The sequence below is a fragment of the Microcoleus sp. Z1_B2 genome (assembly GCF_036700325.1).
In the GTDB taxonomy this organism is placed as follows: domain Bacteria; phylum Cyanobacteriota; class Cyanobacteriia; order Cyanobacteriales; family Microcoleaceae; genus Microcoleus.
Window position 1 is genome coordinate 1 of the sequence record NZ_JAUBOQ010000037.1, and the last position, 24,385, is coordinate 24,385.

Annotated in this window: 24 protein-coding genes, 1 pseudogene and 1 riboswitch; of the genes and pseudogenes, 13 read left to right on the forward strand and 12 right to left on the reverse strand. The window is 47.3% G+C overall.

The window, feature by feature from the left end; all coding sequences use genetic code 11:
- Nucleotides 1-111, forward strand: a pseudogene (locus QT984_RS20705) (photosystem II q(b) protein); the annotation flags it as partial.
- 192 nt (nt 112-303) lie between these two features.
- Here QT984_RS20705 and QT984_RS20710 read toward each other — a convergent pair.
- From QT984_RS20710 to gltB, 5 genes are all read right to left on the reverse strand, one after another.
- A complete protein-coding gene (locus tag QT984_RS20710) occupies nt 304-858 on the reverse strand; it encodes a GNAT family N-acetyltransferase (RefSeq protein WP_333374808.1) in 555 nt (184 codons plus the stop codon).
- A gap of 173 nt (nt 859-1,031) precedes the next feature.
- Nucleotides 1,032-1,889: a hypothetical protein gene (locus QT984_RS20715; protein WP_333055103.1), complete on the reverse strand. Its 858-nt coding sequence runs from the start codon at nt 1,887-1,889 to the stop codon at nt 1,032-1,034.
- Between the two features lie 28 nt (nt 1,890-1,917).
- The gene (locus QT984_RS20720; protein WP_333055104.1) at nt 1,918-2,148 is read right to left on the reverse strand and encodes a type II toxin-antitoxin system RelN family antitoxin; all 231 of its coding nucleotides are present in this window, start codon (nt 2,146-2,148) and stop codon (nt 1,918-1,920) included.
- Between the two features lie 270 nt (nt 2,149-2,418).
- Entirely contained in the window at nt 2,419-2,985 is a 567-nt protein-coding gene (locus tag QT984_RS20725; RefSeq protein ID WP_333055105.1) for a transposase, read from the reverse strand.
- Between the two features lie 285 nt (nt 2,986-3,270).
- Entirely contained in the window at nt 3,271-7,857 is a 4,587-nt protein-coding gene (gene gltB, locus QT984_RS20730; protein WP_333374810.1) for a glutamate synthase large subunit, read from the reverse strand.
- A gap of 202 nt (nt 7,858-8,059) precedes the next feature.
- Here gltB and QT984_RS20735 point away from each other — a divergent pair, with 202 nt between their 5' ends.
- The 7 genes from QT984_RS20735 to QT984_RS20765 all read left to right on the forward strand — a co-directional run bounded on the left by QT984_RS20735 (nt 8,060) and on the right by QT984_RS20765 (nt 11,608).
- Nucleotides 8,060-8,272 (forward strand): DUF433 domain-containing protein, encoded by a 213-nt coding sequence (locus QT984_RS20735; protein WP_333246930.1) that lies wholly within the window; start codon nt 8,060-8,062, stop codon nt 8,270-8,272.
- A gap of 100 nt (nt 8,273-8,372) precedes the next feature.
- Nucleotides 8,373-8,699, forward strand: coding sequence for a DUF433 domain-containing protein (locus QT984_RS20740; protein WP_333146890.1), 327 nt, complete (start codon nt 8,373-8,375; stop codon nt 8,697-8,699).
- A 3-nt stretch (nt 8,700-8,702) separates the two neighbouring features.
- Complete coding sequence (locus QT984_RS20745; protein WP_333374812.1) at nt 8,703-9,044, forward strand: DUF5615 family PIN-like protein; 342 nt, start codon at nt 8,703-8,705, stop codon at nt 9,042-9,044.
- A gap of 117 nt (nt 9,045-9,161) precedes the next feature.
- Nucleotides 9,162-9,491 carry a hypothetical protein gene (locus QT984_RS20750; protein ID WP_333374814.1) on the forward strand — a complete coding sequence of 110 codons (330 nt, stop codon included), beginning with the start codon at nt 9,162-9,164 and terminating at the stop codon, nt 9,489-9,491.
- 324 nt (nt 9,492-9,815) lie between these two features.
- Entirely contained in the window at nt 9,816-10,235 is a 420-nt protein-coding gene (locus QT984_RS20755; RefSeq protein ID WP_333296589.1) for a phosphomannose isomerase type II C-terminal cupin domain, read from the forward strand.
- A gap of 146 nt (nt 10,236-10,381) precedes the next feature.
- Complete coding sequence (locus QT984_RS20760) at nt 10,382-10,711, forward strand: iron-sulfur cluster assembly accessory protein (RefSeq protein ID WP_333070615.1); 330 nt, start codon at nt 10,382-10,384, stop codon at nt 10,709-10,711.
- A 324-nt stretch (nt 10,712-11,035) separates the two neighbouring features.
- Nucleotides 11,036-11,608, forward strand: coding sequence for a Uma2 family endonuclease (locus QT984_RS20765; RefSeq protein WP_333374871.1), 573 nt, complete (start codon nt 11,036-11,038; stop codon nt 11,606-11,608).
- A 136-nt stretch (nt 11,609-11,744) separates the two neighbouring features.
- Here the strand turns inward: QT984_RS20765 and QT984_RS20770 are convergent, their stop codons facing one another.
- The 7 genes from QT984_RS20770 to QT984_RS20800 all read right to left on the reverse strand — a co-directional run bounded on the left by QT984_RS20770 (nt 11,745) and on the right by QT984_RS20800 (nt 18,776).
- Nucleotides 11,745-12,743, reverse strand: a complete 999-nt coding sequence (locus QT984_RS20770; RefSeq protein ID WP_333055109.1) for a glycosyltransferase — start codon at nt 12,741-12,743, stop codon at nt 11,745-11,747.
- A 105-nt stretch (nt 12,744-12,848) separates the two neighbouring features.
- Nucleotides 12,849-14,036 (reverse strand): response regulator, encoded by a 1,188-nt coding sequence (locus tag QT984_RS20775; RefSeq protein WP_333374816.1) that lies wholly within the window; start codon nt 14,034-14,036, stop codon nt 12,849-12,851.
- A gap of 243 nt (nt 14,037-14,279) precedes the next feature.
- Nucleotides 14,280-14,510, reverse strand: a complete 231-nt coding sequence (gene yidD, locus QT984_RS20780) for a membrane protein insertion efficiency factor YidD (RefSeq protein ID WP_333055111.1) — start codon at nt 14,508-14,510, stop codon at nt 14,280-14,282.
- 149 nt (nt 14,511-14,659) lie between these two features.
- Complete coding sequence (truB, locus tag QT984_RS20785) at nt 14,660-15,601, reverse strand: tRNA pseudouridine(55) synthase TruB (protein ID WP_333055112.1); 942 nt, start codon at nt 15,599-15,601, stop codon at nt 14,660-14,662.
- A gap of 227 nt (nt 15,602-15,828) precedes the next feature.
- The gene (locus tag QT984_RS20790; protein ID WP_333055113.1) at nt 15,829-16,575 is read right to left on the reverse strand and encodes a calcium-binding protein; all 747 of its coding nucleotides are present in this window, start codon (nt 16,573-16,575) and stop codon (nt 15,829-15,831) included.
- 40 nt (nt 16,576-16,615) lie between these two features.
- Nucleotides 16,616-18,430 carry an allophanate hydrolase gene (gene atzF, locus QT984_RS20795; RefSeq protein ID WP_333374818.1) on the reverse strand — a complete coding sequence of 605 codons (1,815 nt, stop codon included), beginning with the start codon at nt 18,428-18,430 and terminating at the stop codon, nt 16,616-16,618.
- A 208-nt stretch (nt 18,431-18,638) separates the two neighbouring features.
- Nucleotides 18,639-18,776, reverse strand: coding sequence for a hypothetical protein (locus QT984_RS20800; protein WP_333055115.1), 138 nt, complete (start codon nt 18,774-18,776; stop codon nt 18,639-18,641).
- A gap of 432 nt (nt 18,777-19,208) precedes the next feature.
- Nucleotides 19,209-19,360, forward strand: a riboswitch (guanidine-I (ykkC/yxkD leader).
- Between the two features lie 144 nt (nt 19,361-19,504).
- Between QT984_RS20800 and QT984_RS20805 the strand changes: the two genes are divergently transcribed.
- From QT984_RS20805 to QT984_RS20825, 5 genes are all read left to right on the forward strand, one after another.
- Nucleotides 19,505-20,572, forward strand: coding sequence for an ABC transporter substrate-binding protein (locus QT984_RS20805; RefSeq protein ID WP_333374821.1), 1,068 nt, complete (start codon nt 19,505-19,507; stop codon nt 20,570-20,572).
- A 102-nt stretch (nt 20,573-20,674) separates the two neighbouring features.
- The gene (locus QT984_RS20810) at nt 20,675-21,526 is read left to right on the forward strand and encodes an ABC transporter permease (RefSeq protein WP_333055117.1); all 852 of its coding nucleotides are present in this window, start codon (nt 20,675-20,677) and stop codon (nt 21,524-21,526) included.
- A 176-nt stretch (nt 21,527-21,702) separates the two neighbouring features.
- A complete protein-coding gene (locus QT984_RS20815) occupies nt 21,703-22,479 on the forward strand; it encodes an ABC transporter ATP-binding protein (protein ID WP_333055118.1) in 777 nt (258 codons plus the stop codon).
- Nucleotides 22,480-22,694: 215 nt separating this feature from the next.
- On the forward strand, nt 22,695-23,426 hold the full coding sequence (locus QT984_RS20820) for an urea amidolyase associated protein UAAP1 (RefSeq protein ID WP_333374823.1): 732 nt from the start codon (nt 22,695-22,697) through the stop codon (nt 23,424-23,426).
- A gap of 77 nt (nt 23,427-23,503) precedes the next feature.
- On the forward strand, nt 23,504-24,145 hold the full coding sequence (locus QT984_RS20825) for an urea amidolyase associated protein UAAP2 (RefSeq protein WP_333055120.1): 642 nt from the start codon (nt 23,504-23,506) through the stop codon (nt 24,143-24,145).
- The last annotated feature ends 240 nt before the right edge of the window (nt 24,146-24,385 follow it).

The window sequence follows — 24,385 nt, forward strand, 5'->3', positions numbered from 1 at the left end:
AACTTGGGTATGGAAGTAATGCACGAGCGCAATGCTCACAACTTCCCACTCGACTTGGCTGCTAGTGAAGTCACTCCTGTAGCTTTGGTTGCTCCTTCCATCAATGGCTAAGTTTTAGCTTTTGATTAACAAAAAGCGCTCCTAGAAATAGGGGCGCTTTTTGTTTTGGGAAAAAATATTTTTCCTGCGGGGAGGCGAAGTATCCCAGCAGCCAAGGAAGTTATATCGAGTCCCTCGCTTCTGGTAATTCCTGTTAGGCTGGATTGATGTCGGCTTCTCGTGGGAGACTCACTCATGATAAATTCAAGTTTCTTTAAACATCACAATACATTCATAATTTTCTAAATCTAGAAATCGGTCAATTTGCAAAGTTCCTATTTGTTCAAATCCCTGTTTTTGGTGAAACATTAGGGAACGAGTATTAGCTATTGGCTGGGTAACAATAAACAGCGAAATCAATGAAGTTGGAAAAACTTGATAAATTTCGTTATACATAAATTGAGCCACACCTCTACCCATCCAATCTAACTTGGTTGCTACTCTTTCGAGATAAAAATGCCTATCGCTGGTGACTCTTTTCTTAAAAACCTCATCTTTCCAGATAATTTTATCCAAGATTTCATCTGATATTTTGGGTTGTGATATAGCCACAAATCCCACAATTTCCCCATCGGTTTTAGCTGACACAAAATATTTGCATGAATTATTTAAGCTTTGGACAATCTCATCTTCAGTAATTTGTGTTAGCAAAAAGCCGCGCTCGATCGACGTATTTTGACCGCGCGCATGAGAATTGTGAATATTGGCGATCGCCTGTATGTCCTCTCCATCGGCTTCCCTAAAAGTTAGATATTCCATAGCATAGTGTGTAGGAACGCTGTCATACATTTGCGATTTTAACGCTCAGGTTTGTCTATTCTAACAGCTAGATATAGATCGCATACCAGATTTAGTTTTGTAAATATTTTAGGGGCGAGATCCTTGGGACAATATCATGACTGTAGGTATGTCTGCACTTGTGGGCGATCGCATCAAATCCCTGATTCAGTAAAAGCTAGGTTCAAATCATCAATCAACCCCAATTGTTGGGCCCACCCTGTTAAGTAACCCCGATCTAAATTCTCAGATTGGACTTTCAGAATTCCCAAAACATCATTCCATTGTTTTTGAGACTGAGACTGTTGCCGCCAGAGCAGTTTGGCCAACACAATATCTTCAGGAGAAGCCACCCAAAATTGTTCTACACCAGCTTCGTCAAGCGCTTCTAATCGTCGTCTTGCCATTTTTGAGCGATCGAATGCAGTATTAGAATTCAGCACAATATCAGCGTTCAATACTAAAGTCATGTGAGTGACGCTCAACACCATGCCTCTACCCTCTTGAATATCTTTGACCGAACCCGGAGGGCAGTAAAAACCAGCCGTTTCTAGTGCTTCAACTAATTGAAAAATATTGTCCCGGAGCAATTCAATTACTAAATCTAAATCGCGTGTTGTTCTAGGGTCGCCATAGACAGAAGCGGCAACGCCTCGTGTAATATAATAAGAGACACCTAATGTTTCAAAAATTGGGTGCAACAGTCTAGCAATTTCGCTGGGGTCTTGCGTCCACATAGAGGGCTCACTGGTGGGGGTTAAAATTGGCAACCACTTGCTACCTAATATCGATCGAGCAAATCGCTCTTTGTAGGTTGAGGGACAAGCTTTTTTCATCCCGCGCAAGCTAACAGTTTTTGCCCAACGATTTAATTTTGCCCCCATTTGCCACCGTTGGGAATTGGTGAGTTGTCGCAGTAGGTAAAAATCAATTGCATCAGCTTCAGGAGTTTTATCATCTGACTGGGGACGGTATCCAGGTTTGATGGATATTTTCGGTATGGATTGAATCATTTTGCTTGTTGATTTCCCTAATTTTATATCAATTCCACAGTTGGGACAAAGGGAGAGTTTGTCCGGTAATTGCCTCATGGAAGCCTTGCTGAAGCCCTTCGAGGACAGTTTCAGTGGGGTTATCATCTGGATCGATATCAGTGTCTTCCGGCACTAAGACAATAATCCGAACGTGTCTGTGGTTGACAAGGGTAAGGGGTCTATCTATACACAGCATCCCTCGATCGTCAATTGTTCCAGTGGTTTCGATCGCTTTCATAGTCTACTTTTTTTTCTGTAAATAACAGTGTTTCCAAGGATATCAAAGAACTCAATGGATCGTGAGATATGGAGTCAGAAACCCGGTTTCTTACAACATCTCGGTGAGAATGCCAAAATTATCGCAGAAACCCGGTTTCTGGGATTTGGGCTCTGTGCGCGGGGAGTCAGAAACCGGGTTTCTTCACCAAATTTCGGTGAGGATGCTTAAATTATGGCAGAAACCCGGTTTCTGGGATTGGGGGCGGAAACCCGGTTTCTTGGTTTCTTTCTATTCTTCAAAGGTTAAATGCTGGATTAATCGATCGCTAGTTGAATCTTCTAAAAAGTAACGATAAGCATCTGCTGACTGAAATTTCGCTCGCACTCCATCTATTTTAGGTAAATTTCCCTGGCGCAAATCAATATATTCTTGATAGCTAGAAAACTCCCAATTCTCGGCTTTTTCAACTATATTAGCAGAGACTGGGTTTAAGTGAATATAGCGAGTTAAGTGTAATAAATACTCTTCTGTCTCTACATGAATCGCCTGAAATCGTCCCTGAAACAATGAACCCACCCTTTGATAGCGTTTACTGATAGCCTTAACATAAGACAGAGTAAACGCCTGCATCAGCTTGGAAAAACGATCGGTTTTCAAGTAAACTAATAAATGATAGTGGTTTGGCATCAAACAATACGCAATAATATCGACACCATGATTAATCAGATGGTTTCTTAATTGGCGTAAAAAATAAATATAGTTTTCTCGCTCAAAAAAGATAAGCTGACGGTTATTGCCTCGGTTATAAATATGGTAGTAATTACCCGCTTGCAAGATAACTTGGCGACGTGGCATTTGGCAGATCGGATGGTACGTGTGCGACTCAGAAACCGGGTTTCTTCCTAAATCCGGCGTGAGATGCCAAAATTATCGCAGAAACCCGGTTTCTGGGATTTGGGCTCTGTGCGCGGGAGTCAGAAACCGGGTTTCTTCCTAAATCGGGCGTGAGATACCAAAATTATCGCAAAAACCCGGTTTCTGGGATTTGGGCTCTGTGCGCGGGAGTCAGAAACCGGGTTTCTTCCTAAAATCTCGGCGATGATGCAGAAATTATCGCAAAAACCCGGTTTCTTGGATTTACTAGCTGCCGCCAATCCGGGCGACATCGCGAGCATTTTCTTCAAACGCAGCCGTCAGCGCATCATCACCGCTTAAACCCGATGCGATCGCCCTTTCAATAGCCTGCAACACCCGCTTGTAATCCCTCGGCATCACCTTCACAAACACCGGCACCATCGAATCCCAATTTGCCAAAACCTTCGATGCTTTCGCACTTCCAGTTAAATCAAAGTGAGTCTGAATTAACTGCCGCAAATCGCTAATTTCCTCAACATCCTCCAATTTTTCCAAATCCACCATCGACATATTGCAGCGAGTAGCAAAATCCCCCGCTTCATCCAAAATGTAAGCGACGCCGCCACTCATACCCGCTGCAAAATTGCGCCCGGTTTCGCCCAAAACTACAACTTTGCCACCAGTCATGTACTCGCAACCGTGATCGCCCACACCTTCAACTACTGCGTTAACGCCGGAGTTACGCACCGCAAAACGTTCGCCCGCCATCCCTCGGATGAAAACCTCACCAGCAGTCGCGCCGTAAAGCACTACGTTACCGACAATCACGTTTTCTTCCGCGACAAAGGTGGAAGCGTGCGACGGATACAGGATAATCTTGCCGCCGCTGAGCCCCTTGCCCAAATAGTCGTTAGCTTCGCCTTCGAGTTCCAGGGTGACTCCCTTGGGCACGAATGCGCCAAAGCTTTGCCCAGCGCTGCCTTGGAAGTGCAGGTGCACCGTGTCATCCGGCAAACCTTCCCAGTTGCGCTTGGTGATTTCGTTGCCGAGAATTGTGCCGACAACGCGGTTGACATTGGTAATCGGCAGTTTGGCGTGGACTTTTTCGCCATTTTCGATCGCACCTTTGCACAAATCCAACAACACAGTCATGTCGAGGGACTTTTCCAAACCGTGATCCTGCGCCATCTGACAATAGCGCCCGACATCCGCGCCAACTTCCGGCTGATAAAGGATTTTCGAGAAATCCAAACCCTTAGCCTTCCAGTGTTCCACCGCTTGCTGAGGTTCCAAAACATCAGTGCGGCCAACCATTTCATTCAACGTGCGGAAGCCCAACTGCGCCATAATTTCCCGGACTTCCTGCGCGATGAAAGTCATAAAGTTTACCGTGTGATCGGGGTCGCCGGTAAAGTTTTTCCGCAGCAGTGGGTCTTGCGTTGCCACGCCCACGGGGCAAGTGTTCAGGTGGCAAACGCGCATCATGATGCAGCCCAATGTCACCAGCGGCGCGGTAGCAAAACCGAATTCCTCAGCGCCAAGCAAGGCAGCAATTACTACATCGCGGCCGGTTTTCATTTGACCGTCAGTTTCCACGACAATCCGGCTGCGGAGATTGTTGAGTACCAAAGTTTGGTGAGTTTCAGCCAGTCCCAATTCCCAAGGTAATCCCGCGTGTTTGATCGAAGTTTGCGGCGAAGCGCCGGTTCCGCCGTCGTAGCCGGAAATCAACACGACATCGGCGTGGGCTTTCGCAACCCCGGCCGCGATCGTCCCGACTCCCACTTCCGACACGAGTTTGACGCTAATCCGCGCTTCCCGGTTGGAATTTTTCAAGTCGTGAATCAATTCGGCCAAATCTTCGATCGAATAAATGTCGTGGTGAGGAGGAGGCGAAATCAAACCCACACCCGGAGTCGAGTTCCGCACCTTCGCAATCCACGGGTATACTTTTTTACCGGGCAACTGTCCGCCTTCACCGGGTTTCGCGCCTTGCGCCATCTTGATTTGCAGTTCCCGCGCTTGGGAAAGGTACAAGCTGGTAACGCCGAAACGCCCGGAAGCAACTTGTTTGATCGCGCTGTTTTTCGAGTCGCCGCGATCGTTCGTCCAAGTGTAGCGATCGGGATCTTCGCCGCCTTCACCGGTGTTCGATTTGCCACCAATGCGGTTCATCGCGATCGCCAGAGATTCGTGGGCTTCTTTAGAAATCGAACCGTAACTCATCGCCCCAGTTTTAAAGCGTTTGAGAATAGATTCGATCGGCTCAACTTCCTCAATGGGTATCGATTCCCGCTGTTTGAATTGCAACAAACCGCGCAAGGTAAAATGCTGCTGGTTTTGTTCGTTTACCAGCCCAGAATACTGTTTGAAAAGCGTATAACTGCCCTCGCGCACCGACTTTTGCAGCGCGTGAATTGTCTGCGGACTAAACAAGTGCGCCTCGCCTTCTTTCCGCCACTGATATTCGCCGCCGACATCGAGAGTATGTCCGCTGGCTGGGCGGTCTGGGAATGCGTGGGTATGGCGCAAAATAGCTTCTTGGGCGATGACTTCGAGGTCTACGCCTTCAATCCGGGAGGCTGTCCAAGCAAAGTATTTATCGACTACGGATTTGTTTAAGCCGATCGCCTCAAAAATCTGCGCGCCGCGATAACTTTGAATTGTAGAAATCCCAATTTTCGAGGCAACTTTCGTCACACCTTTTGTTGCGGCTTTGATGTAGTTTTTGCAAGCTGTTTTGTACTCGACATTTAGCAGCAATCCTTCGCGGATCGAATCGGCGATCGTCTCAAAGGCCAAATACGGATTAATCGCGCCGCAACCATATCCAATAAGTGTCGCAAAGTGGTGCACTTCGCGCGGTTCGCCGGATTCGAGCACGAGTCCCGCCCGCGTGCGCGTACCTTTACGGATCAAGTGGTGGTGCAGGCCCGCAACTGCCAGCAGCGCCGGAATTGGGGCTTTGTCTGGACTGATACCCCGATCGCTCAGAATGAGGATATTCACCCCGGAGGCGATCGCGCTGTCTGCTGCTGCAAAAACCTCTTCTAAGGCTTGTTCTAGACCTTTTACGCCGCTTTTGGGGTCAAACAAAATCGGCACGGTGACGGACTTGAAATTGCCCTCATTTACGTGTTGGAGCTTAGCTAATTCTTCATTGCTGAGAATTGGCGTTTTCAGTTCAATTAAATGACAGCTTTCGGGTTCTGGTTTGAGCAAATTGCGTTCAGCGCCGATCGTAGTTTCGGCAGAAGTTACAATTTCTTCGCGGATAGAATCGATCGGCGGATTGGTAACTTGAGCAAACAACTGCTGGAAGTATTCGTAAAGCAATTTTGGCCGATTGGAAAGCACCGCCAGCGGCGTATCCGCACCCATCGCGCCGACAGCTTCCACGCCATCTTTTGCCATCGGTGCTAACAGCAACCGCAGTTCTTCAAAGGTGTAGCCAAAGGCCATTTGGCGCTGCAATAATGTTTCGGGATGAGATTCTGCCAATGCCGGCGCATCTTTCAGTTTGGCGATTTCGACCATGTGCTGGTCGATCCACTGGCGGTACGGGTGTTCTGTGGCGATTTTGGTTTTAATTTCCTCGTCAGAGACGATGCGGCCTTCCTCGGTATTTACCAGGAACATCCGCCCCGGTTGCAAGCGACCTTTTGATACAATTCGTTCAGGGGCGATCGGCAAAACTCCGGCTTCCGATGCCATAATTACCAAGTCGTCTTTGGTAACGCAGTAGCGGGAAGGGCGCAAACCGTTGCGATCGAGCACGGCCCCGATCGATGTACCATCGGTAAATGCGATCGAAGCTGGGCCGTCCCAAGGTTCCATCAAGCAAGAATGGTATTCGTAGAAAGCTTTTTTCTCGTCACTCATGGACTCGTGGGCTGTCCAAGGTTCGGGAATCATCATCATGACAGCGTGCGGCAAAGAACGCCCGGCCAAAGTCAGCAATTCCAAAGCATTGTCAAAAATCGTCGAGTCGCTGCCTTCGATATTGATTAAATTGGGGATTTTCTTTAAGTCATCGCCGAATAGTTCCGACTCGAACAGCGATTGCCGCGCGTGCATCCAGTTAATGTTGCCACGCATTGTGTTAATTTCGCCGTTGTGGGCGATGTAGCGGTAAGGGTGCGATCGTTCCCAACTCGGAAAAGTATTGGTGCTGAAGCGCGAGTGAACTAGGGCTAGAGCGCTTTCCATGTCTGGGTCGTGCAGTTCGGGATAGTAATCGCCGACTTGCACCGGCATTAACATACCCTTGTAGACGATCGTCCGGCACGAGAGAGTGGAATTGTACCAGTAGGGGTCTGTGTTAGTTCTGCGGATGGCGTTGTGAGCCCGTTTGCGGATGACGTACAGTTTCCGCTCGAAAGCCGCCTCGTCAATACCTGCGGCGCGCCGGAGGAACACTTGCTGCATGAAGGGTTCGCTAGATTTGGCGGTGTCGCCGAGGGACGAGTTGTCCGTGGGCACATCGCGCCAGCCCAGCACTTCCTGGCCTTCTTCTGCGGCGATTTCCTCAAAAATGCGTTTGCCGTTTTCCCGTTCAGTTCGATTTGGCGACGAGTAAATCGCGCCAACGCCGTACTCGCCGGCTTCGGGAAGTTCGATGTTTAGGGCCGCCGTTACTTTCTTGAGAAACTTGTGGGGCACCTGCATCAAAATCCCCGCCCCGTCTCCGGTGTTGGGTTCGCAGCCGCACGCGCCTCGGTGGTCGAGGTTCAGCAGGATTGTTAGTGCCTGCTCGACTATTTCGTGGGATTTGTTACCCTTCATGTGTACGATGAATCCGACTCCGCAAGCGTCGTGCTCGAACTGCGGATCGTACAAGCCTTGTTTTTGTGGCAGTCCGTTGCTGTTCATTTTGATGTGTCTCTCAAAGTGGTGAAAAGATGTTGATCTAGAGTAGATGGTGGGATGCCGATCGATCTAGTATCATTTATTATAGGTGGATCTACTGCATTGGGTAGATGCACGAAAAAATCAAAGCTGAGGCGATCGAGCTAGCGTGAAAAAATAGTTACAGCCGATGAGTTAACTATGGAACCCGAAAATCTAAATATTTATGCTTAAACACTCTTCAATTATTAGCGCGTCTCCTGAGATTATGGGCGGCACCCCAGTCTTTGCTTTTACTAGAGTTCCAGTACAAACACTTCTGGATTATCTGAAAGCAGGAGAATCAATTGATGATTTTTTGGATGGATTTCCAACTGTGACTAAAGGGCAAGCTATTGGGTTGCTGGAAGAGGCTGAAAGACAGTTTGTTGGTAATTAGATGATAAATTGATATTGGCATTTTTTTTTACCGCAGAGAGCGCAGAGAGCGCAGAGGAAGAGAAGAGAGAGATGAGTAATAATGATTGAGATTGTAAAAAATGACACTGAAAGAATTAGAAAAACAACTCTTAGCCTTAACTCCCAGTGAAAAAACTCAGGCAATACAGCTATTAGCTCAAAGTTTAAGCAATACCTGGCAAGGAATTGAAAAAACTCCCGGCGTGTGTGGCGGCGATGCTAGAATTGCGAAGACTCGCATACCTATTTGGTCGATGGTAAATTATCGCCTTCTGGGTGCAAGTGATGTGCGAATTTTGCAAGACTTTCCTCATTTGAGTGCAGCAGATTTGGCAAATGCTTGGGCTTATGCTGAGGCACACCCAGAGGAAATTGAAGCAGCCATCGCTAGAAATGAGGAAGATTAACAAATGGTGCGTCTTTATGCAGATGAAAATTTTCCACTGGTAATCGTGGAATTACTGCGAATTTGTGGTCACGATGTTTTGACAGTGCAGGAAGCTGGAAATGCTGGACTGGGGATTCCTGATGAAGATGTGTTAGCTTTTACTATTAACCACAATCGAGCTGTTTTGACGCGTAATTGGGATGATTTTAGACACCTACACCGTTTGCAACCAGATCATAAAGGTATCATTATTTGCAAAGAAGATTTGAATATTGAGAGACAAGCTACACTGATTAATGAAGCTATTTCTACTGTCGAAAATCTCACAGGTAAATTGATTCGGGTAATTCGTCCACCACAGTGAAAACAAGCTGATTGCTCAACAACTACCCCAGCAGATTATAATCGACCTTAGAGAAGTATTAGCATTAGCCACAAAAGTCGGGTCGCCATAATCTCCCGACAAATATACCGATTCCCTATGCAGTTTTTTTCAACCACTCAATCCTCGATCGCCCATCAACCCTATAATAACTTTAGGGCGTTGTTAGTGCGACTGTATCCTCAGCGTCGGGGTGACATTCTCCACCAGCATTTTGCCTTCTCATCCGCGCTGAACCTTTCTGAAAAATTGCAAAAAGTCGATCGACTCAAAGCGTGGTTAGATAGCTTTCGCCCGCTTTCTCCCACCCTGGTTGCAGAATTGAAAAAACTCTACGACGTTCGGTTCACTTATCACTGCTTCACAGAACTTAGCCAAACTTATTCAAGTCTAACTATTCAACCAGGTTTCATCTCAGAGGGTCTCTAGCGAGATGCTAGAAGTTTTGCAACAGCAGTCTCAAGAGCTGGATTAGGATTCACCTTTAATCAATATTCAAGAACCAGCGCCCTTTCTATGAAGATTTGATGTAGATTGGGGCGATCGATCTAATAATAGGTGACAACAGCTATGTTGGTTTTGCTATGGTTGTTAAGGCAGGTCGATCGGGCTGAGCACAACTCTTGCAAAACTCTACAGTCGGCTAACCAGTCCCCGCAGGTGGGCTTCGGTTTTAACTATAGATTAGTTAATCTCAAAAAACAACGTCGTTTACCAAAGGATTCAGCAAGCAATCCTCAAGGAGTGAAAATCATGGTTCAGATTCAAGAAATTTCTCAAGTATCTACCCTGCACGCACCTGCAGCACCCAACGGAATAGCCGCTACAGAATTGCGGCCTTGGGGCTCATTTACGACTCTAGAAGAAGGTCCAGGATATAAAATTAAGCGGATCGAAGTTAAGCCCGGACACCGCCTCAGCCTGCAAATGCACCACCACCGCAGCGAACACTGGATTGTGGTTTCTGGTACTGCAAAAGTTACTTGTGGCGAAACTGAACAAGTTCTGTTTACAAATCAGTCTACCTACGTTCCTCAGTGCACTTCTCACCGCCTGGAAAATCCGGGAGTTATCCCCCTGGTTTTAATTGAGGTGCAGAATGGCGAATATCTCGGAGAAGATGATATTATCCGCTTTCAAGACGATTATGCTCGTAATGAAAAGGCTAAGTAACTAAAGTTGCTAAAAATATAGGCATAAGGTGCGCGGCCCGGCGCACCTTACATTCTCCGGGTAAGGTACACGCCTAGGCACACTCTAGATTTTCAAAACTCAACATTACTTCCCAATTACCAATTACCAATTACCAATTACTGATAATGATTCATCTGAGCAAAACAGCAGCAACCGAAGTAACGCGCCTCAAGTCGAAGCATCCGAACCCCAATGCTTTATTTCGTCTGGGCGTGGAATCGAGCGGCTGCTCCGGTTTGTCTTATACAATGGCATTTGACGATGCGCCAGCCCCAGAAGACGCTGTATGCGAGTCGGAGGGAATTTCCGTTGCGATCGACCCCCAGCACTTAAAATATCTCAATGAGCTCACCTTGGATTATTCAGAAGACTTGATGGGCGGAGGTTTCCGATTTCACAATCCCAATGCCGCTCAAAGCTGTAGCTGTGGCAACTCCTTTTCTGCTAAGGAATAACCAACCTGTAGGGTGCGTCAATCGATTTTAGATTTTAGATTTTAGATTTTAGAGGCGACCCCACGGATAAATGCGGGGGCTTGAGGATTTGCGATTTGCGATTTTGGATTGATTCCACGGATAAATCACGTGGCGGGTACCATCAAGAAATTCTTGGTCAGTTGCAGATAATTCTTCAATTCTAAAATCTAAAATAGATTGACGCACCTGACACAATAAGCAATAACCAATATGATTTATAGTGCGTCAGTTGCAGATAATTATAAAATTTAAAATCTAAAATTTAAAACTTAAAATCTAAAATCTAAAATCTAAAATCGTATGATGACACTCAAAGACTTAGAAAAAGTCCAAAAAACCTTCAAAGAAGCCGGTCAAGACTACCAAGTTGAACTAGAAAGCGGGAGGATTATCATTGTGGGCCCGTCAGACATTGTATCTAGTGAAATTGGCATTCGGTTGAGTGCCTTTCTCTTCGTTTGGGTGAATCCCCGCCGTTTGGGTCGAGTTTTTGACTCCGCAGGCGGCTTTATCTTACCTGATGCTAACCTTACAGCACCTGATGTTTCTTTTGTCCGAGCCGCACGTCTCAGGCAAAGTCCCCGTTATTTCGGAGAATTAGTCCCAGACTTGGTAGTAGAAATTAAATCACAGAGCGATCGCATTAAACCGCTAGAAAAAAAGATTCATAATCTCCTAGAACTCGGAGCGCAAGTAGGAATTTTGATCGATCCAGATGAAGAAACTGTAACAGTTTATCGTCAGGAAGGTGAACCAATTGTGTTAGGAAATCAAGATATTTTGACTGTTACCGAACTTTTTCCGGGTTGGGAATTGCCAATTGCTGAACTGTGGCCGCCAATTTTTACTGAAGCAGAAACTCAAACTGAAGCCTAATAAAGTTTATGCAGATTTTACATAGCCAGAAATGCGAAAAACCTCTCTTCTCTTCCTCTGTGTCCTCTGCGCTCTCTGCGGTTAAATAATTCCTATGCAACCGTAAACGATATCAGTGCAATGGAAAAGCTTTCAATCAAGCTGGCGTACCGAGAATAATCCACTGCATTAACTGCTCCCACTCTGGAGATTGAGCTAACAAATCTGCATCGAATTCATTTCCCGCATCCTGCGAAAACTCGGCGAAAGCTTCCGCCCAATTAATTACCGTTTCCACAGGCAAATAAGGCGTATAATTCCAAGAACGCTGCAAAAACTCTACCATCTCAACAGAATGACCGGTGCGGTACAAATACCAAGCAATCCAAACTAAGGTACTGTACTTGATTTGCTTTTCCAACAAACGTATTTTATCCGGCAATTCGGGGCGGGCAAAAAAATTGTCCATGACTGCGGCGAGGGATTTAGCCTGCGGTAAACCTTTGTACATGGCGCTTTGTTCGTGCTGGCGGTAGCAAACAGTTACTTGCTGCAACCACTCTGCTTCGCATCCCATTAAGGCTAAACGCAGCACTAAATCTGTATCTTCCGCCGGGGGAAATCGAGGATCAAATCCGCCGGCGCGCTCTAACCAGTGACGGCGAAATACCATCGCGCTGGGTAATACTGGTTTCCACCGCAGCCACATTTCTAAGTCTAATTTAGGGACATTTTGCCAGGGTTTGACATCTTTTAGCGGTTCGCCTATACTATTAACTAGACGCCAGCCGCTGTGAACTATTCCTAGATGTGGTTTCGCTGCAAATACAGCCATTTGTGCTGCTAATTTGTCGGGAAAAAAGTAGTCGTCAGCATCGAGAAAGGCGATAAATTCTCCTCGCGCTAGCTCGATGCCGTGATTTCTGGCAATCGAAACTCCTCGATTTTGTTGGTAAATGTAGCGAATTCGATCGCCATATTTCTCTAAAACTAATCTAGTGTCATCTTTGGAACCGTCGTCTATGACAATAATTTCCCAGTTAGTATAGGTTTGGTGCAGAACGCTATCTACGGCTTGGCCGACGTAAGCAGCACAGTTGTAAGCCGGAATTACTACGCTTACCTGCGGGGTGCGATCGATCGTAACATTACTCATAATTAATTATCTTAAATTCGATTGCGTCTTTATTTTACAATGAGTGTAGGGTGCGTCAGTTCCTGACGCACCCAGCAAGGGGTTATTGTGTTCATTAATTTTGGTTCAAGAATTTGCCAAGGTAAGTTGGTGCGAGTTCAGTAAATCATGGGGGCGAATAGCTGAATGGTAGCGATCGCCTTTTACCTTCAAATACTTGTCAACTATTTGCAAAACCTGTTCGGGATTGGCTGGCTTCCTCAAAAAATCGGAAGCACCTGTCAATTTCGCTCGCGTGCGGTCAATTATACTGTCTTGACTGGTCAAAAACACGATCGGAGTTTCCCGAAAAGCGGGTGTCTTTCGCAAAAAATTGCACAAAGCAAAGCCACTTGTCTTCGGCATCACCACGTCCATAAAAATTAAAGCAGGCTTTTGTTTGGCGAGGAGGCCCACTCCCTGCATGGGATCTTGAATTTTTAGGACTCGATACCCTTCCGGCAATAAAATTTGCTCTAAAAATTCGCATACTGTCGGACTGTCATCGATACAGGCAATCAAAGGGCGACCCGGCCCTGCGATCGCCGCCGCCAGGCGCCACTGTTCTATAGGCGACGGCAAGTCTGGTACTGTTCGGAAATTTACTAAACCCTGCTTGATGTAATTAACTAAAGCGCGAGTTGCCACTGTCACGCACTGCTTTTTCTTAAATGCAATATCCCAAAGAGTATTCTCGCCGTTGAATACGTTACCCAAAGCGATCAAAGAATTAGAACTAAATCGATTTTGCTGCAACTGGGCCGACGGTTTTAAAAGCGGTGCTTGTTCTGGATCTACAAGCCACAAACCCATTGCTTTCCACTTTTGCCAAATTTCTTCTGTACAACACAGAATTTTTTCTACTTCTGTTAAAGACAGCAGCAAAGAAGAGGTAATGGTAGAAAAATATTTCTGGGAGGGACGCCACTCCCGGCGCAAACCCGATTGACCGATCAGAGCAAATAACACTTCCGAAAGGCTGGTGTGGACGATCGCCCTAGCTTGTTCCAGACTCATTTCGCTGGCTGCTATCCCTCGCTGAAGCAGTTGATATTCCCACAGTTCTCCAGCATTGAGGTCTCTGAGATCCACTTGAAAGTTTCGACAGTGTTGCCCGATCGCCCTGTACCAGCGTCTCGCTCTGTGCGATCCTCCCGTGGCATACACCAAACTACCCTGAAAAAAGTAAAGTTGCCACTGTTGTTCCCCTTGCTCTAACACCAGTTTCCCCGTTGCTTGTTTCTGGCTGAGTACAGCCAGAGTATGGGACAACATTTTGTATCCGATTGCGGTAGCAGACATATCAACTCGCATCCCCTGTACTCTGTTTGTACCATTATATAGCTGCTGAGTTTTGAAAGATAACAGTAATTTTACTGAATTTGGGTTAAAAAACACCACTAATTGTGAGAATTTAACCCTCTTAGGGACTGATTCCCCCCAGGAGTTTTAGCCATGAGGATGTAACGGCTATTTGCCCTATTAACTAATCACTAAAATCGGGATTCTAACTAATAACTAATTGCCTTCGCTATCTGCAGGAGGTACTGGATCGTAACCCCCTGGATGAAAAGGATGACAGCGCAAAATCCGCTTAACTGCCATTGAGCTGCCACGGGCCGGCCCAAATCTTTCTATTGCTTCGATCGCGTATTGCGAACAAGTGGGCTGAAATCTACAGGCGTTAGGCAGGTAAGGAGAAATTCCCATTTTGTAGCCTCGGATTAATCCGACCAGCAATATTTTCACAATTTTTACCTCAGCGATTGATTAGATTAATAGGCCAATCTCGTCCGGTACCGCTGTAAGCTAGGTGCATCGAGAGCATTCCCAGCGGTTAGAGTTCCGCCAACTTTTTCTGTACCAATTATACCTTTTTTCATTATTATTTTAGATACTTAAAGCACAATTTGAGGAGATAATATGGTACTTGTCTCTGAGTTGGCTACTTGACCGATACCTAAAAAATTACCGTCTCGATCGTACACCTGCAAGGGATAGGGATGTTCGGGTATTGGGTTGTGGGGGGGATGGTTGCTACTTTCCTCATAGGGATCGATCGACGTTTCGGGAATCGGGAGGCGCTGTCCTTGAAACCAGCGTTTGGTATATTCAGGGGAAAGGACGATCGCACCTAAATGTCCCAAAACCGCCGATGGCAAAATCGGGCAAAATTTATTCTCCTGCAATTGCAGTTCTAATTCTTCAAAACTCAGACTTTGGTCGATCGAGAAACCGCTACTTTCGGTGCGAGTCAAACAAGCCAAAGTACCGCCTGTATTCAACAGTGCACCCAAATCCCGTGCGATCGCCCGAATGTAAGTACCCGCCCCGCAGGCGATCGACAAATCCAATTCAGGAAAATCCCCCGGCCGCCAATCCAAGATTTCCAGCCGAAAAACCTCGACCTTCCTAGCAGCAACTTCCACAGTTTCGCCTTTTCTAGCTAACTCATAAAGGCGTTTTCCTCCCACCTGAACCGCACTAAAACTCGGCGGAAATTGATCGATTTTTCCTAGGAAATTTGGGAGTGCAGCTTGGACTTGTTCCAAACTCAACTCTGGCACCGGTCGAGAATGGATAATTTCTCCTTCTAAATCGTCAGTAGCAGTAGTTAAGCCAAACCGAATCGTGCCTCGGTAAGCTTTATTGTGTTGGAGATATTGCAGCAGTCTGGTTGCTTTGCCCAGGGCGATCGGCAAAACGCCAGTCACAGCAGGATCGAGGGTTCCTCCGTGTCCGACTCGCTTGAGTTTCAATAGCCGGCGCACTCGCCCCACGCAGTCGTGAGATGTCATGCCCGCAGGTTTGTTGAGATTGAGAAAACCGTCAGTAGTCATTAGGAAGTTCGGCAACGGATTTTGTAACGGATGTAACGGATATAACGGATGTCAGGAAGAGGGAAGATGGAAGATGAAAAGTTTTGAGTTTGCTTTTTTTCGCATCGCGAAAGCTAACGTTACTTGCAACGCAAAAGCGGTTTTTAGTTAACAAGTTAAACATTGAAAACTTAAAACTACAAAGTACCCGCCAGCCCAATTATCAATTCTCAATTCCCCATTCCCAATTAAAGAATAAAGTCGGCCTGACTGATAGAAGTGCGGGCAACTCCGAATAAAGTAGCCAGAGTTTCCTTGGTGCTTGTAAGCTGAATAATTGTACTGGGCGAAGTTCCTGCCCCAGCGGAAATGGTGATTTCGCCAAAAGTAAGGCCGGCAGTCAAGCGAATTCGATCCGTACCATCAGTAAAATCTGTAATCACATCCCCGTCTGCCAAACGCCCGATCGCAAAAGTATCGTTTCCGGTGCCGCCAGTTAAAGTATCTCGGCCACGATCGCCCGATAAACAGTCATTGCCGATGCCACCAAACAGCGAGTCATCGCCGGCACCCCCAAAAAGCGAGTCATCGCCCGCGCCTCCCAACAAAGTATCGGTGTCTTGGTTGCCAAACAGCAAATCATTGCCAACGTCGCCCAGCATTGAGTCAGAACCTTTGCCGCCGTAGAAAGTATCGTCGCCGGCGCCGCCCAAAACGCTGTCGCGGCCCGCACCGCCGAACAGCAAATCATCGCCAACGTCCCCCAGCAGTGAGTCATCGCCGTCGCCGCCGTAGAGGGAATCGTCTCCGCCTAAGCCGAAAATGCTGTCAGGGCCACCCAAACCAAATATCAAGTTAGCGCCCGCACTACCTCTGAGGGAGTCGGGGCCGCTGGTGCCGCGAGTGCCACCAGCGGCCCCTCCGGGACGGGTACCGCCGCCGGTGGGGGTTGGGGTTGTGACGGGAATTGGTACAAGTGGCACTGCTGATGGCATGATTCTGAAGATGGGTAGAAATTTGCAATTCTAACTTAACTTAAAACCGGAAGTTATAAGCTCGCCAACCGCCGAGATGAGAAATATCGATCGCATCCGCCACAGCATAAGGTTCGCACAAAAAGCCCTGCACCGTGGAGCCGTCCTCCAACACCAGCGTACCAATTCCCAAGGGCGGGGGGATTTTAGCGACAAATCCGCCGAAAGCCGCGATCGACAACTCCCAAACTTCCACCTCGATCGCGCTACCGCCCTCTATCTGACGCACCAATCCCGGCTTGCCCAGAGCAGTACCCGTCAAAGCGTACAGCTTGTAAATCGGGCTGGTACGGCAGGCGCGAACCAAAATGCCTCCGAGCTCGATTAGTTGATAATTCAGCGGCTCACCGCTCAAATGAGCGCCAACCACGGCTATTTTGACTCGTTCTTCTGAAGAAGATTTTGCTGCGCTGGCGGGTTCCGGGACGGTTGGCAGCGGCAGACCGGTTGCGCCCAAAGTTCCCCCCAAGCTAGCGTGGAAAGCAGATCCCAGGCGGCAGAGCGATAAATCGTGCCACGCAGGAGCCATCAGTGTCAATCCTGCGGGCAATCCGCTGCTTTGAAACCCGCTGGGAACTGCGATCGCGCACAAATCGAGCAAGTTCGCAAAGTTCGTGTAGCGGCCGAGATTGGTGTTGAGCGCGATCGGCTCGGCTGCAACTTCTGCCACAGTATAAATCGTACCTGTCGTGGGAACCGCCAACACATCCATTGACTCCCACTGAATTTCTGCCTGCTTGCGGAGCTCGGCCAACCGGTACGACGCGCGGTAGGCTGCGACGGCATCGTAGCGTTTGCCGCCGCTGATAATTTGGTAGACGATCGGATCGATCGCATCTGGGTGCGCGTCGAGGAAATCGCCGATCGCGGCCAACCTTTCTGCTACCCAAGGCCCGCCGTAGAGCAGTTCGGCAGCATCCGCAAAGGGTTTGAAGTCTATAGGTGCGATCGTGCAGCCCAATGATTGCAAGCGCGCGAGATCCTCCCGGTAGCGCTGTTCGGCTTCTGCATTCCCGAAAAATTCGAGTTCGCCGTCTCCGGGAACTCCCACCCGTAAGCGGGATAAATCCGGCAAAACTTTCGTTTCAGGGCGACGAGAAAACGCATCCTCAGCGTCAAAACCGCTGGCTACTTGCAGCACGGAGGCTGCATCCGCACAGGTGAGAGCGAACACAGAAACGCAATCGAGCGATCGCACCGCCGGCAGTAGGCCGCGAGTGCTGATCGATCCGCAACTTGGCTTCAGCCCGACAATGTTGGTAAAAGCAGCGGGAACCCGCCCTGAGCCTGCGGTATCGGTACCCAGAGCAAAACTCACCAATCCGGCGGAGACTGCTGCTGCGGAACCGGAACTCGATCCGCCCGGAATGTAGCGCCGATCGAACGGATTGCGACAAACTCCATAGGGCGTGCGGGTTCCCACTAATCCTGTGGCAAATTGATCCATGTTTGTTTTGCCGATCGCGATCGCACCTGCCGCGCACAAACGCTCTACGACTGCGGACGATCGCGCTGGAGTGCGAGCAAACGCAGGACATCCCGCCGTAGTGGGAACGCCCGCCCAATCGAGATTATCTTTGATCGCAAAAGGTATTCCGTAGAGTGGTAGCTGCTGCGGATCTAGGTTTTCCAAGGCTTTGGCGCGTTCGAGGGTTTTCGCCAGCGGTGCTAAATAAATCCATACTGCCGGATCTGCATAGCGTTCGATCCGATCGTACACGCTGGCGATCGCATCTGCAGGCGCGATCGAGCCGGTGCGGTAGCGATCGAGCAGCGAATGAATGTCGAGACTGTTGCTGTAGTTAAATTTTTCCATAGTGCACGGTCAGTCGATTTTAGATTTTAGATTTTAGATTTTAGATTGAAGATTTGACTTCATATCATTTCTGGTTATATGAGGATGATTTAACCGCAGAGAACGCAGAGAACGCAGAGGGAGATCCCAGAGAGATGAATAATTCCAATGCTAACGGATTTGACTTCACAGGCTGTGTTAGGCGATCGTTATTACAACAAATAGAATGTTAGTTTACCGCATTGTCGATCGTACTCGCATCCAGTCTAGGACTCGAAGTATTTCTCAAGAAATCTTCAACCATGACCTTGCTGGTTTCGTCTTTTTGTGCAGATAAACTTCGCGATCGACAATCGCCCCATCTCATTGCCCGGTTTAATCTTCCAAAAATTTTAATTTTACTTCGAGAAAAACGGTTTTTTGTAACATTTTACACATTTTCGCATCAAGTTTGCTGTTAGGGTTTGAAACGTAGCAATCTCGTAAGATTGCACGCTACAGTATGCTTATCTTTAAAAAAAGTAAGTGAATTGCAGCAATCAACAGTCTAGGATAAATCCCTGAGTCCGCCAGGGAATGAATTCCCTGTCTAATAGTTAAAGTCCTCTGAAGAGGACTAATGAGTTTAAAATTTTTATTAGTCCTCTTCAGAGGACTTTAGCTTTGAGACAGGGGTTGAAACCCCTGTCGGACTAGGGGTTTAACGTGGAAAGTTGAAATCAATTGGCTTTTGGAGTGTCCCTACAAGGGCTAGGTACCTTACCTGAAAAGTGCTGTATACAGACAAAAACCGAAAAAATTTAACAGCTTCTAGGGTTCCGATTTGAATCAGTTTCTAACTCTGTTTAGAAAGTTCAAGTGCTGGTCCGAGAGAAGCAGACTGGTTGCCCCAATATTTTAATTTTAGGGAAACACTAGCCAGTTACACGGCGGGATAAAAGCCCGGGAGAAACGCGATCGGTCAGCAAGACTCGGTTCGTTAGCTCTCGGGCTTTATCCTTGTATATCAGGGGGGTTTGCGGCAGCTAAGGAAGCCAAAGAAGGTGCAAAAGCTCGATCGACATATTCACCTCTAACCAGCAACCAGAATATGCTATGAATATCCGATATTGCTCCCCAAAAATAACGCGATCGCCCTTGTCCTACTGCGCCATATTTTTCATCACCTTGTTTTTTGCTGTCGGCTGCGTCAACCCGGCAATTTATATCAAAACCACGACAGAAAGTGAAGCAGCTTCTTCAGTAAGTGCTAACGCAGTTCGCCTCGGATTCAGCGCGTGGCCCGGCTGGTTTCCTTGGCAAATTGCCAAAGAACAAAAGATATTTGAAGCTAACAATGTTGCTGTAGACTTAAAATGGTTTGACGGCTACTTAGAATCGATCAGCACCCTCACAGCAGGACAGATAGATGCTAACAGCCAAACCCTCGGCGATACAGTAAACTCTATATCAGGCGGCGCCGACCAAGTAATTGTTTTAGTCAACGACAACTCGACAGGAAATGACAAAGTGATTGTCGCCGAAGGCATCAATTCCGTTGCCGATTTAAAAGGCAAAAAAGTTGCCGCAGAGGAGGGTACTGTCGATCACTTTCTATTGCTGTTAGGGCTGAGAAAAGCAGGTTTATCAGTGCAAGATATTCAATTTGTACCGCTGGAAACCGGCAAAGCTGCGGCGGCTTTCGTCGGAGGACAAGTCGATGCGGTGGCAGTATTTGCGCCGTTTACCACCCAGGCATTAAAACGATCGAACAGCAAGGAACTGTTTAGTTCCAAAGATTTTCCGGGGGCGATTTCTGACCACTTGGTATTCACCCGAAAGTTTATCGGCGAACACCCCGATCGAGTGCAAGCCCTGGTCAATTCATGGTTTGCAACATTGGAATACATGAAAGCCAATAAAGAGAAATCTTACGAGATTCTCGCCAACCGCGCCGGAGTTAGCGTTGAGGAATATAAAGAATATGAAAACGGCACTCAGATATTTACGATAGAGGAAAACTTGAAAGCCTTTCAACCGGGAAATGACATGACATCATTGCAGTTTGCGGCGGCCGAAATGACTAAATTTCTTGTAGATGTAAATTTAGCAAAAACCCAACCAGATATCAGTACATTATTTGACGATCGCTTTATCAAAGCTTATGCCGAAGGTAAAAGCTAGGAGGCAAAATTTACGATTTTGCAGACACAACAAAGTTTCCACCTTATTATTTATACCAAAAAGCTACTAAAATTACTCGCTCAATCATTCCGCAATTAAATCATGCCACCAAATCCCGATCCTCGATCGATCCAATCCCACCTCAAGCAAAAAAGCCTAAATCCCACCGTTTTCTGGCGGATTGCGGAAGAGATACCACAACCCCTCAATATTGGGTTAACGGTGACATCGATCGCACTGCCGCTGCTGCTGTGGTGGCTAGTAACAACCTTCGCCGATGTAGACCCCAAATTTTTGCCTTCCCCCGGCAAAGTTTTAGAGGCATTTGGTAGGCTGTGGAACACTCGCGAACTTTTGAAAGACACGGTAGCGAGTTTGTGGCGGGTGGGAGTGGGCTTTCTGTTCGCCTTGGTTTTTTCCATACCAATTGGTGTGCTGATGGGCAGTTTTGCCAGTATTCGCGCCTTGCTAGAACCCATGTTCGGCTTGATGCGATATATGCCCGCACCAGCGTTCATTCCCCTGCTAATTCTCTACTTGGGAATCGGCGAAGAACCCAAAATAATGCTGATATTTATCGGCGTATTTTTCTTCAATTCGCTGATGGTGATGGATACAGTCAAGTTTGTTCCCAAAGACTTGATAGAATCTACTTATATGTTGGGCGGGAATCGCTGGGAAATCCTCACTCAAGTTATTTTTCCCCACGTTTTGCCGGGAATTCTTGATGCTAGCCGCATCAACTTGGCTGCGGCTTGGCAATTGGTAATCGTCTCGGAATTGATTGCGGCAACCGAAGGCTTGGGCCGCCGGATCAGCGTCGCAGGTCGATTTCTCCGAACCGATGAAATTTTTGTGGGGCTGATTGTCATTGGGGCGATCGGACTGACTTTTGACTTGCTTTTTCAATATCTGCTGCGGGTTTCTTGTAAATGGTCAAGTCAGAAACAGTAAGCAGATCGGGACTTACGCATGGGGCTCAGAAACCGGGTTTTTTTTACGAAAATACACAGCTTGCAGCCCGCATATTAGGTAAAAAACCCGGTTTCTTTGTCGGAGTGCGTAAGTCCTGCAGAGGTTAAAAAGCAGAATGGTGTCATTTTTTTACTTACAATACAGAGGATAAACTCATGTTTCTACAAATCAACAACCTGCACAAAAACTTTGAAACAAAAAAGGGTAAATTAGTTGTCCTCAAGGACATCAATATGACCATCAAGCAAGGCGAATTTATCTGCGCGGTAGGCGCATCCGGTTCTGGCAAATCTACTCTGTTGAGGCAGATTGCGGGATTGGACAAGCCGACAACAGGGGAAGTGAAAATTGATGGGAAAGAAGTTGTTTCGCCTGGGCCCGATCGAGGTATGGTATTTCAGCATTACACTCTTTATCCTTGGATGAACGTGCAGGAAAATGCTGAGTTTGGCCTTAAACTTCAAGGCGTTTCCAAGAAAAAGCGGCGCGAACAAGCTAGCTATTATTTGAATGTGGTAGGATTGACGCAGTTTGCTTCGTCGCTGCCGAAGGAATTGTCGGGGGGGATGAAACAGCGGGTGGCGATCGCCCGCGCCCTCGCTTCTGAACCTAAAGTGTTATTAATGGATGAACCTTTCGGCGCATTGGATATCCACACTAAAGAATCGATGCACGAATTCATGCTCGATTTGTGGCGCCGCACTCAGATTACAATCTTTATGATTACCCACGATGTCGAAGAAGCGGTGTTTCTTTCCAATCGGATTTATGCTTTGGGCGCTCGTCCCGGTACAGTGAGAAAGGAAATGTCGATTAATTTGCCCGATCGCACTCCCAGCGTTAAACGCCACGCCAAATTCCACGATTACCGCGACGAACTCATGGATTTGATGCGGAAACACGGACAGGAAGCAGTTGCAATGGCTGCTTAAATAGAAATAGGTTTGCAGTTGCACTTTTAGGAACAGGCAAGATGCCTGTTCCACAAAGACTAAATTTTCTTGTGGAACAGGCATCTTGCCTGTTCTTAAAAATAGTGCAAGATATCAGTGGAGATAAATATTACTTTGGGAGAAAGTGAGTTTTGCCACTACAAAATACTATTATTTTGTTTCGCTGACCTACCCAAATACATCAAGAGGAACTTATGGTGCAACTATCATCGATCGACAAAAACTCACAAATTGATTCAAGCCTCGTATTAATCGAAGAAACCGTACCGGGCGGCGCGTACTGGTCGGGAGTCATCAAGCGGGGAAACACCCTGCGAATCACCGATTTAGAAGGCTCTCGCGGCGTTTCCATGCTGTGCTACAACGCCGACAATGCGATCGAACGTTTCAACGCAGCAGACACAGCCAAAATTCAATTCAACGCCTTTCTCAAACAAGGCATGGTGCTTTACACAGACATGGGGCGCATCCTATTTTCCATCACCCAAGACACCTCCGGCTGTCACGATTTGCTAGGAGGATGCAGCAACGCCATTAGCAATGCCAAAAAATACGGCGAAGGAGACTGGAAAAACTCCCGCGACAACTTCCTCAAAGCCCTAACTCGGTGGGGATTGGGCAAAAAAGATATCATGCCCAACCTCAACTTATTTACTCGCATTGCCGTCAAACCAGACGGCACGATGGAGTATCGCGAAGGCTGCGAGAAACCCGGTAGTTTTATCGATTTGCGAGCCGAAATGAACGTATTGACAATTATCTCTAACTGTCCCCACATCCTGCATCCGGGTTCAATTTACGATCCAAAACCCATCCAAATTCAGATTGTGAAATCCCCCGCACCCGCACCAGACGACTTGTGCCGCACCGCCAACCCGGAAGCAGTGCGCGGCTTCATCAACACCGATGCTTTGTTCGTGCAATAAACCCGATTCCAGCACTCAATCTTGTCCGCACCAATCGGCGGTAAAAAATTCTGCTATTCCATCACAAAAAGTGAACCATGACTGCAACTACCCAACAACTTCTCGATCCAAAAACTGCAATTTATAACGAAGTTTTACCCGCCAGACATCCCTGGTCTCGTGTCATCAAAAAAGGACAGATTCTTCGTATTGTAGATTTAGGCGGAAATCAAGCAGTAGATTTTTTAGTTTACAATGCCGATGACCCTTCCGAACGCTACAGCGCCCCCGATACGATCGTCAATCAAGGCAACATCTTTGTCACTACAAACAGCCAACTCATTTCCAACGAAGGGCGAGCCATGATGACCATAATTGCTGACTCCTGCGGGCGCCACGATACCTCCGGCGGCGCCTGTAGCTGCGAGAGCAATTCGGTGCGGTTTGGACTAGATAAAAAATACCAGCACGCCTGTGTTGAAAATTTCCTTGCCGCAATTCTTCCCTACGGTTTGGGTAAGCGAGATTTAGTCAGCAATATCAACTTTTTTATGAATGTTCCGGTTAGCGAAGATGGCACGCTTGAAATTGTTGACGGCATCTCCGATCCGGGAAGTACAGTTGATTTGCGAGCCGAAATGAACGCGCTTGTTGCTATTTCTAACTGCCCGCAAATGAACAATCCTTGCAATGCTTACAATCCTACGCCGATTCAGTTGATTGTTTGGGATTCTGTGTAATCTGAAAATATCTAATTTCTGAACCCCCGCCCCAAGTCCAAGAAACCGGGTTTCTGCGATGATTTTTGTATCCTCACCCAGATTTAGGAAGAAACCCGGTTTCTGAACCCCTGCCCCAAGTCCAAAAAACCGGGTTTCTGCGATGATTTTTGTATCCTCACCAAGATTTAGGAAGAAACCCGGTTTCTGAACCCCTGCCCCAAGTCCAAAAAACCGGGTTTCTGCGATGATTTTTGTATC

Coding starts and splice junctions, on each gene's coding strand:
- QT984_RS20710 (WP_333374808.1), bottom strand. CDS start 858: ATGGAATATCTAACTTTTAGGGAAGCCGATGGAGAGGACATACAGGCG.
- QT984_RS20715 (WP_333055103.1), bottom strand. CDS start 1,889: ATGATTCAATCCATACCGAAAATATCCATCAAACCTGGATACCGTCCC.
- QT984_RS20720 (WP_333055104.1), bottom strand. CDS start 2,148: ATGAAAGCGATCGAAACCACTGGAACAATTGACGATCGAGGGATGCTG.
- QT984_RS20725 (WP_333055105.1), bottom strand. CDS start 2,985: ATGCCACGTCGCCAAGTTATCTTGCAAGCGGGTAATTACTACCATATT.
- gltB (WP_333374810.1), bottom strand. CDS start 7,857: ATGAACAGCAACGGACTGCCACAAAAACAAGGCTTGTACGATCCGCAG.
- QT984_RS20735 (WP_333246930.1), top strand. CDS start 8,060: ATGCTTAAACACTCTTCAATTATTAGCGCGTCTCCTGAGATTATGGGC.
- QT984_RS20740 (WP_333146890.1), top strand. CDS start 8,373: ATGACACTGAAAGAATTAGAAAAACAACTCTTAGCCTTAACTCCCAGT.
- QT984_RS20745 (WP_333374812.1), top strand. CDS start 8,703: ATGGTGCGTCTTTATGCAGATGAAAATTTTCCACTGGTAATCGTGGAA.
- QT984_RS20750 (WP_333374814.1), top strand. CDS start 9,162: ATGCAGTTTTTTTCAACCACTCAATCCTCGATCGCCCATCAACCCTAT.
- QT984_RS20755 (WP_333296589.1), top strand. CDS start 9,816: ATGGTTCAGATTCAAGAAATTTCTCAAGTATCTACCCTGCACGCACCT.
- QT984_RS20760 (WP_333070615.1), top strand. CDS start 10,382: ATGATTCATCTGAGCAAAACAGCAGCAACCGAAGTAACGCGCCTCAAG.
- QT984_RS20765 (WP_333374871.1), top strand. CDS start 11,036: ATGACACTCAAAGACTTAGAAAAAGTCCAAAAAACCTTCAAAGAAGCC.
- QT984_RS20770 (WP_333055109.1), bottom strand. CDS start 12,743: ATGAGTAATGTTACGATCGATCGCACCCCGCAGGTAAGCGTAGTAATT.
- QT984_RS20775 (WP_333374816.1), bottom strand. CDS start 14,036: ATGTTGTCCCATACTCTGGCTGTACTCAGCCAGAAACAAGCAACGGGG.
- truB (WP_333055112.1), bottom strand. CDS start 15,601: ATGACTACTGACGGTTTTCTCAATCTCAACAAACCTGCGGGCATGACA.
- QT984_RS20790 (WP_333055113.1), bottom strand. CDS start 16,575: ATGCCATCAGCAGTGCCACTTGTACCAATTCCCGTCACAACCCCAACC.
- atzF (WP_333374818.1), bottom strand. CDS start 18,430: ATGGAAAAATTTAACTACAGCAACAGTCTCGACATTCATTCGCTGCTC.
- QT984_RS20800 (WP_333055115.1), bottom strand. CDS start 18,776: ATGAGATGGGGCGATTGTCGATCGCGAAGTTTATCTGCACAAAAAGAC.
- QT984_RS20805 (WP_333374821.1), top strand. CDS start 19,505: ATGAATATCCGATATTGCTCCCCAAAAATAACGCGATCGCCCTTGTCC.
- QT984_RS20810 (WP_333055117.1), top strand. CDS start 20,675: ATGCCACCAAATCCCGATCCTCGATCGATCCAATCCCACCTCAAGCAA.
- QT984_RS20815 (WP_333055118.1), top strand. CDS start 21,703: ATGTTTCTACAAATCAACAACCTGCACAAAAACTTTGAAACAAAAAAG.
- QT984_RS20820 (WP_333374823.1), top strand. CDS start 22,695: ATGGTGCAACTATCATCGATCGACAAAAACTCACAAATTGATTCAAGC.
- QT984_RS20825 (WP_333055120.1), top strand. CDS start 23,504: ATGACTGCAACTACCCAACAACTTCTCGATCCAAAAACTGCAATTTAT.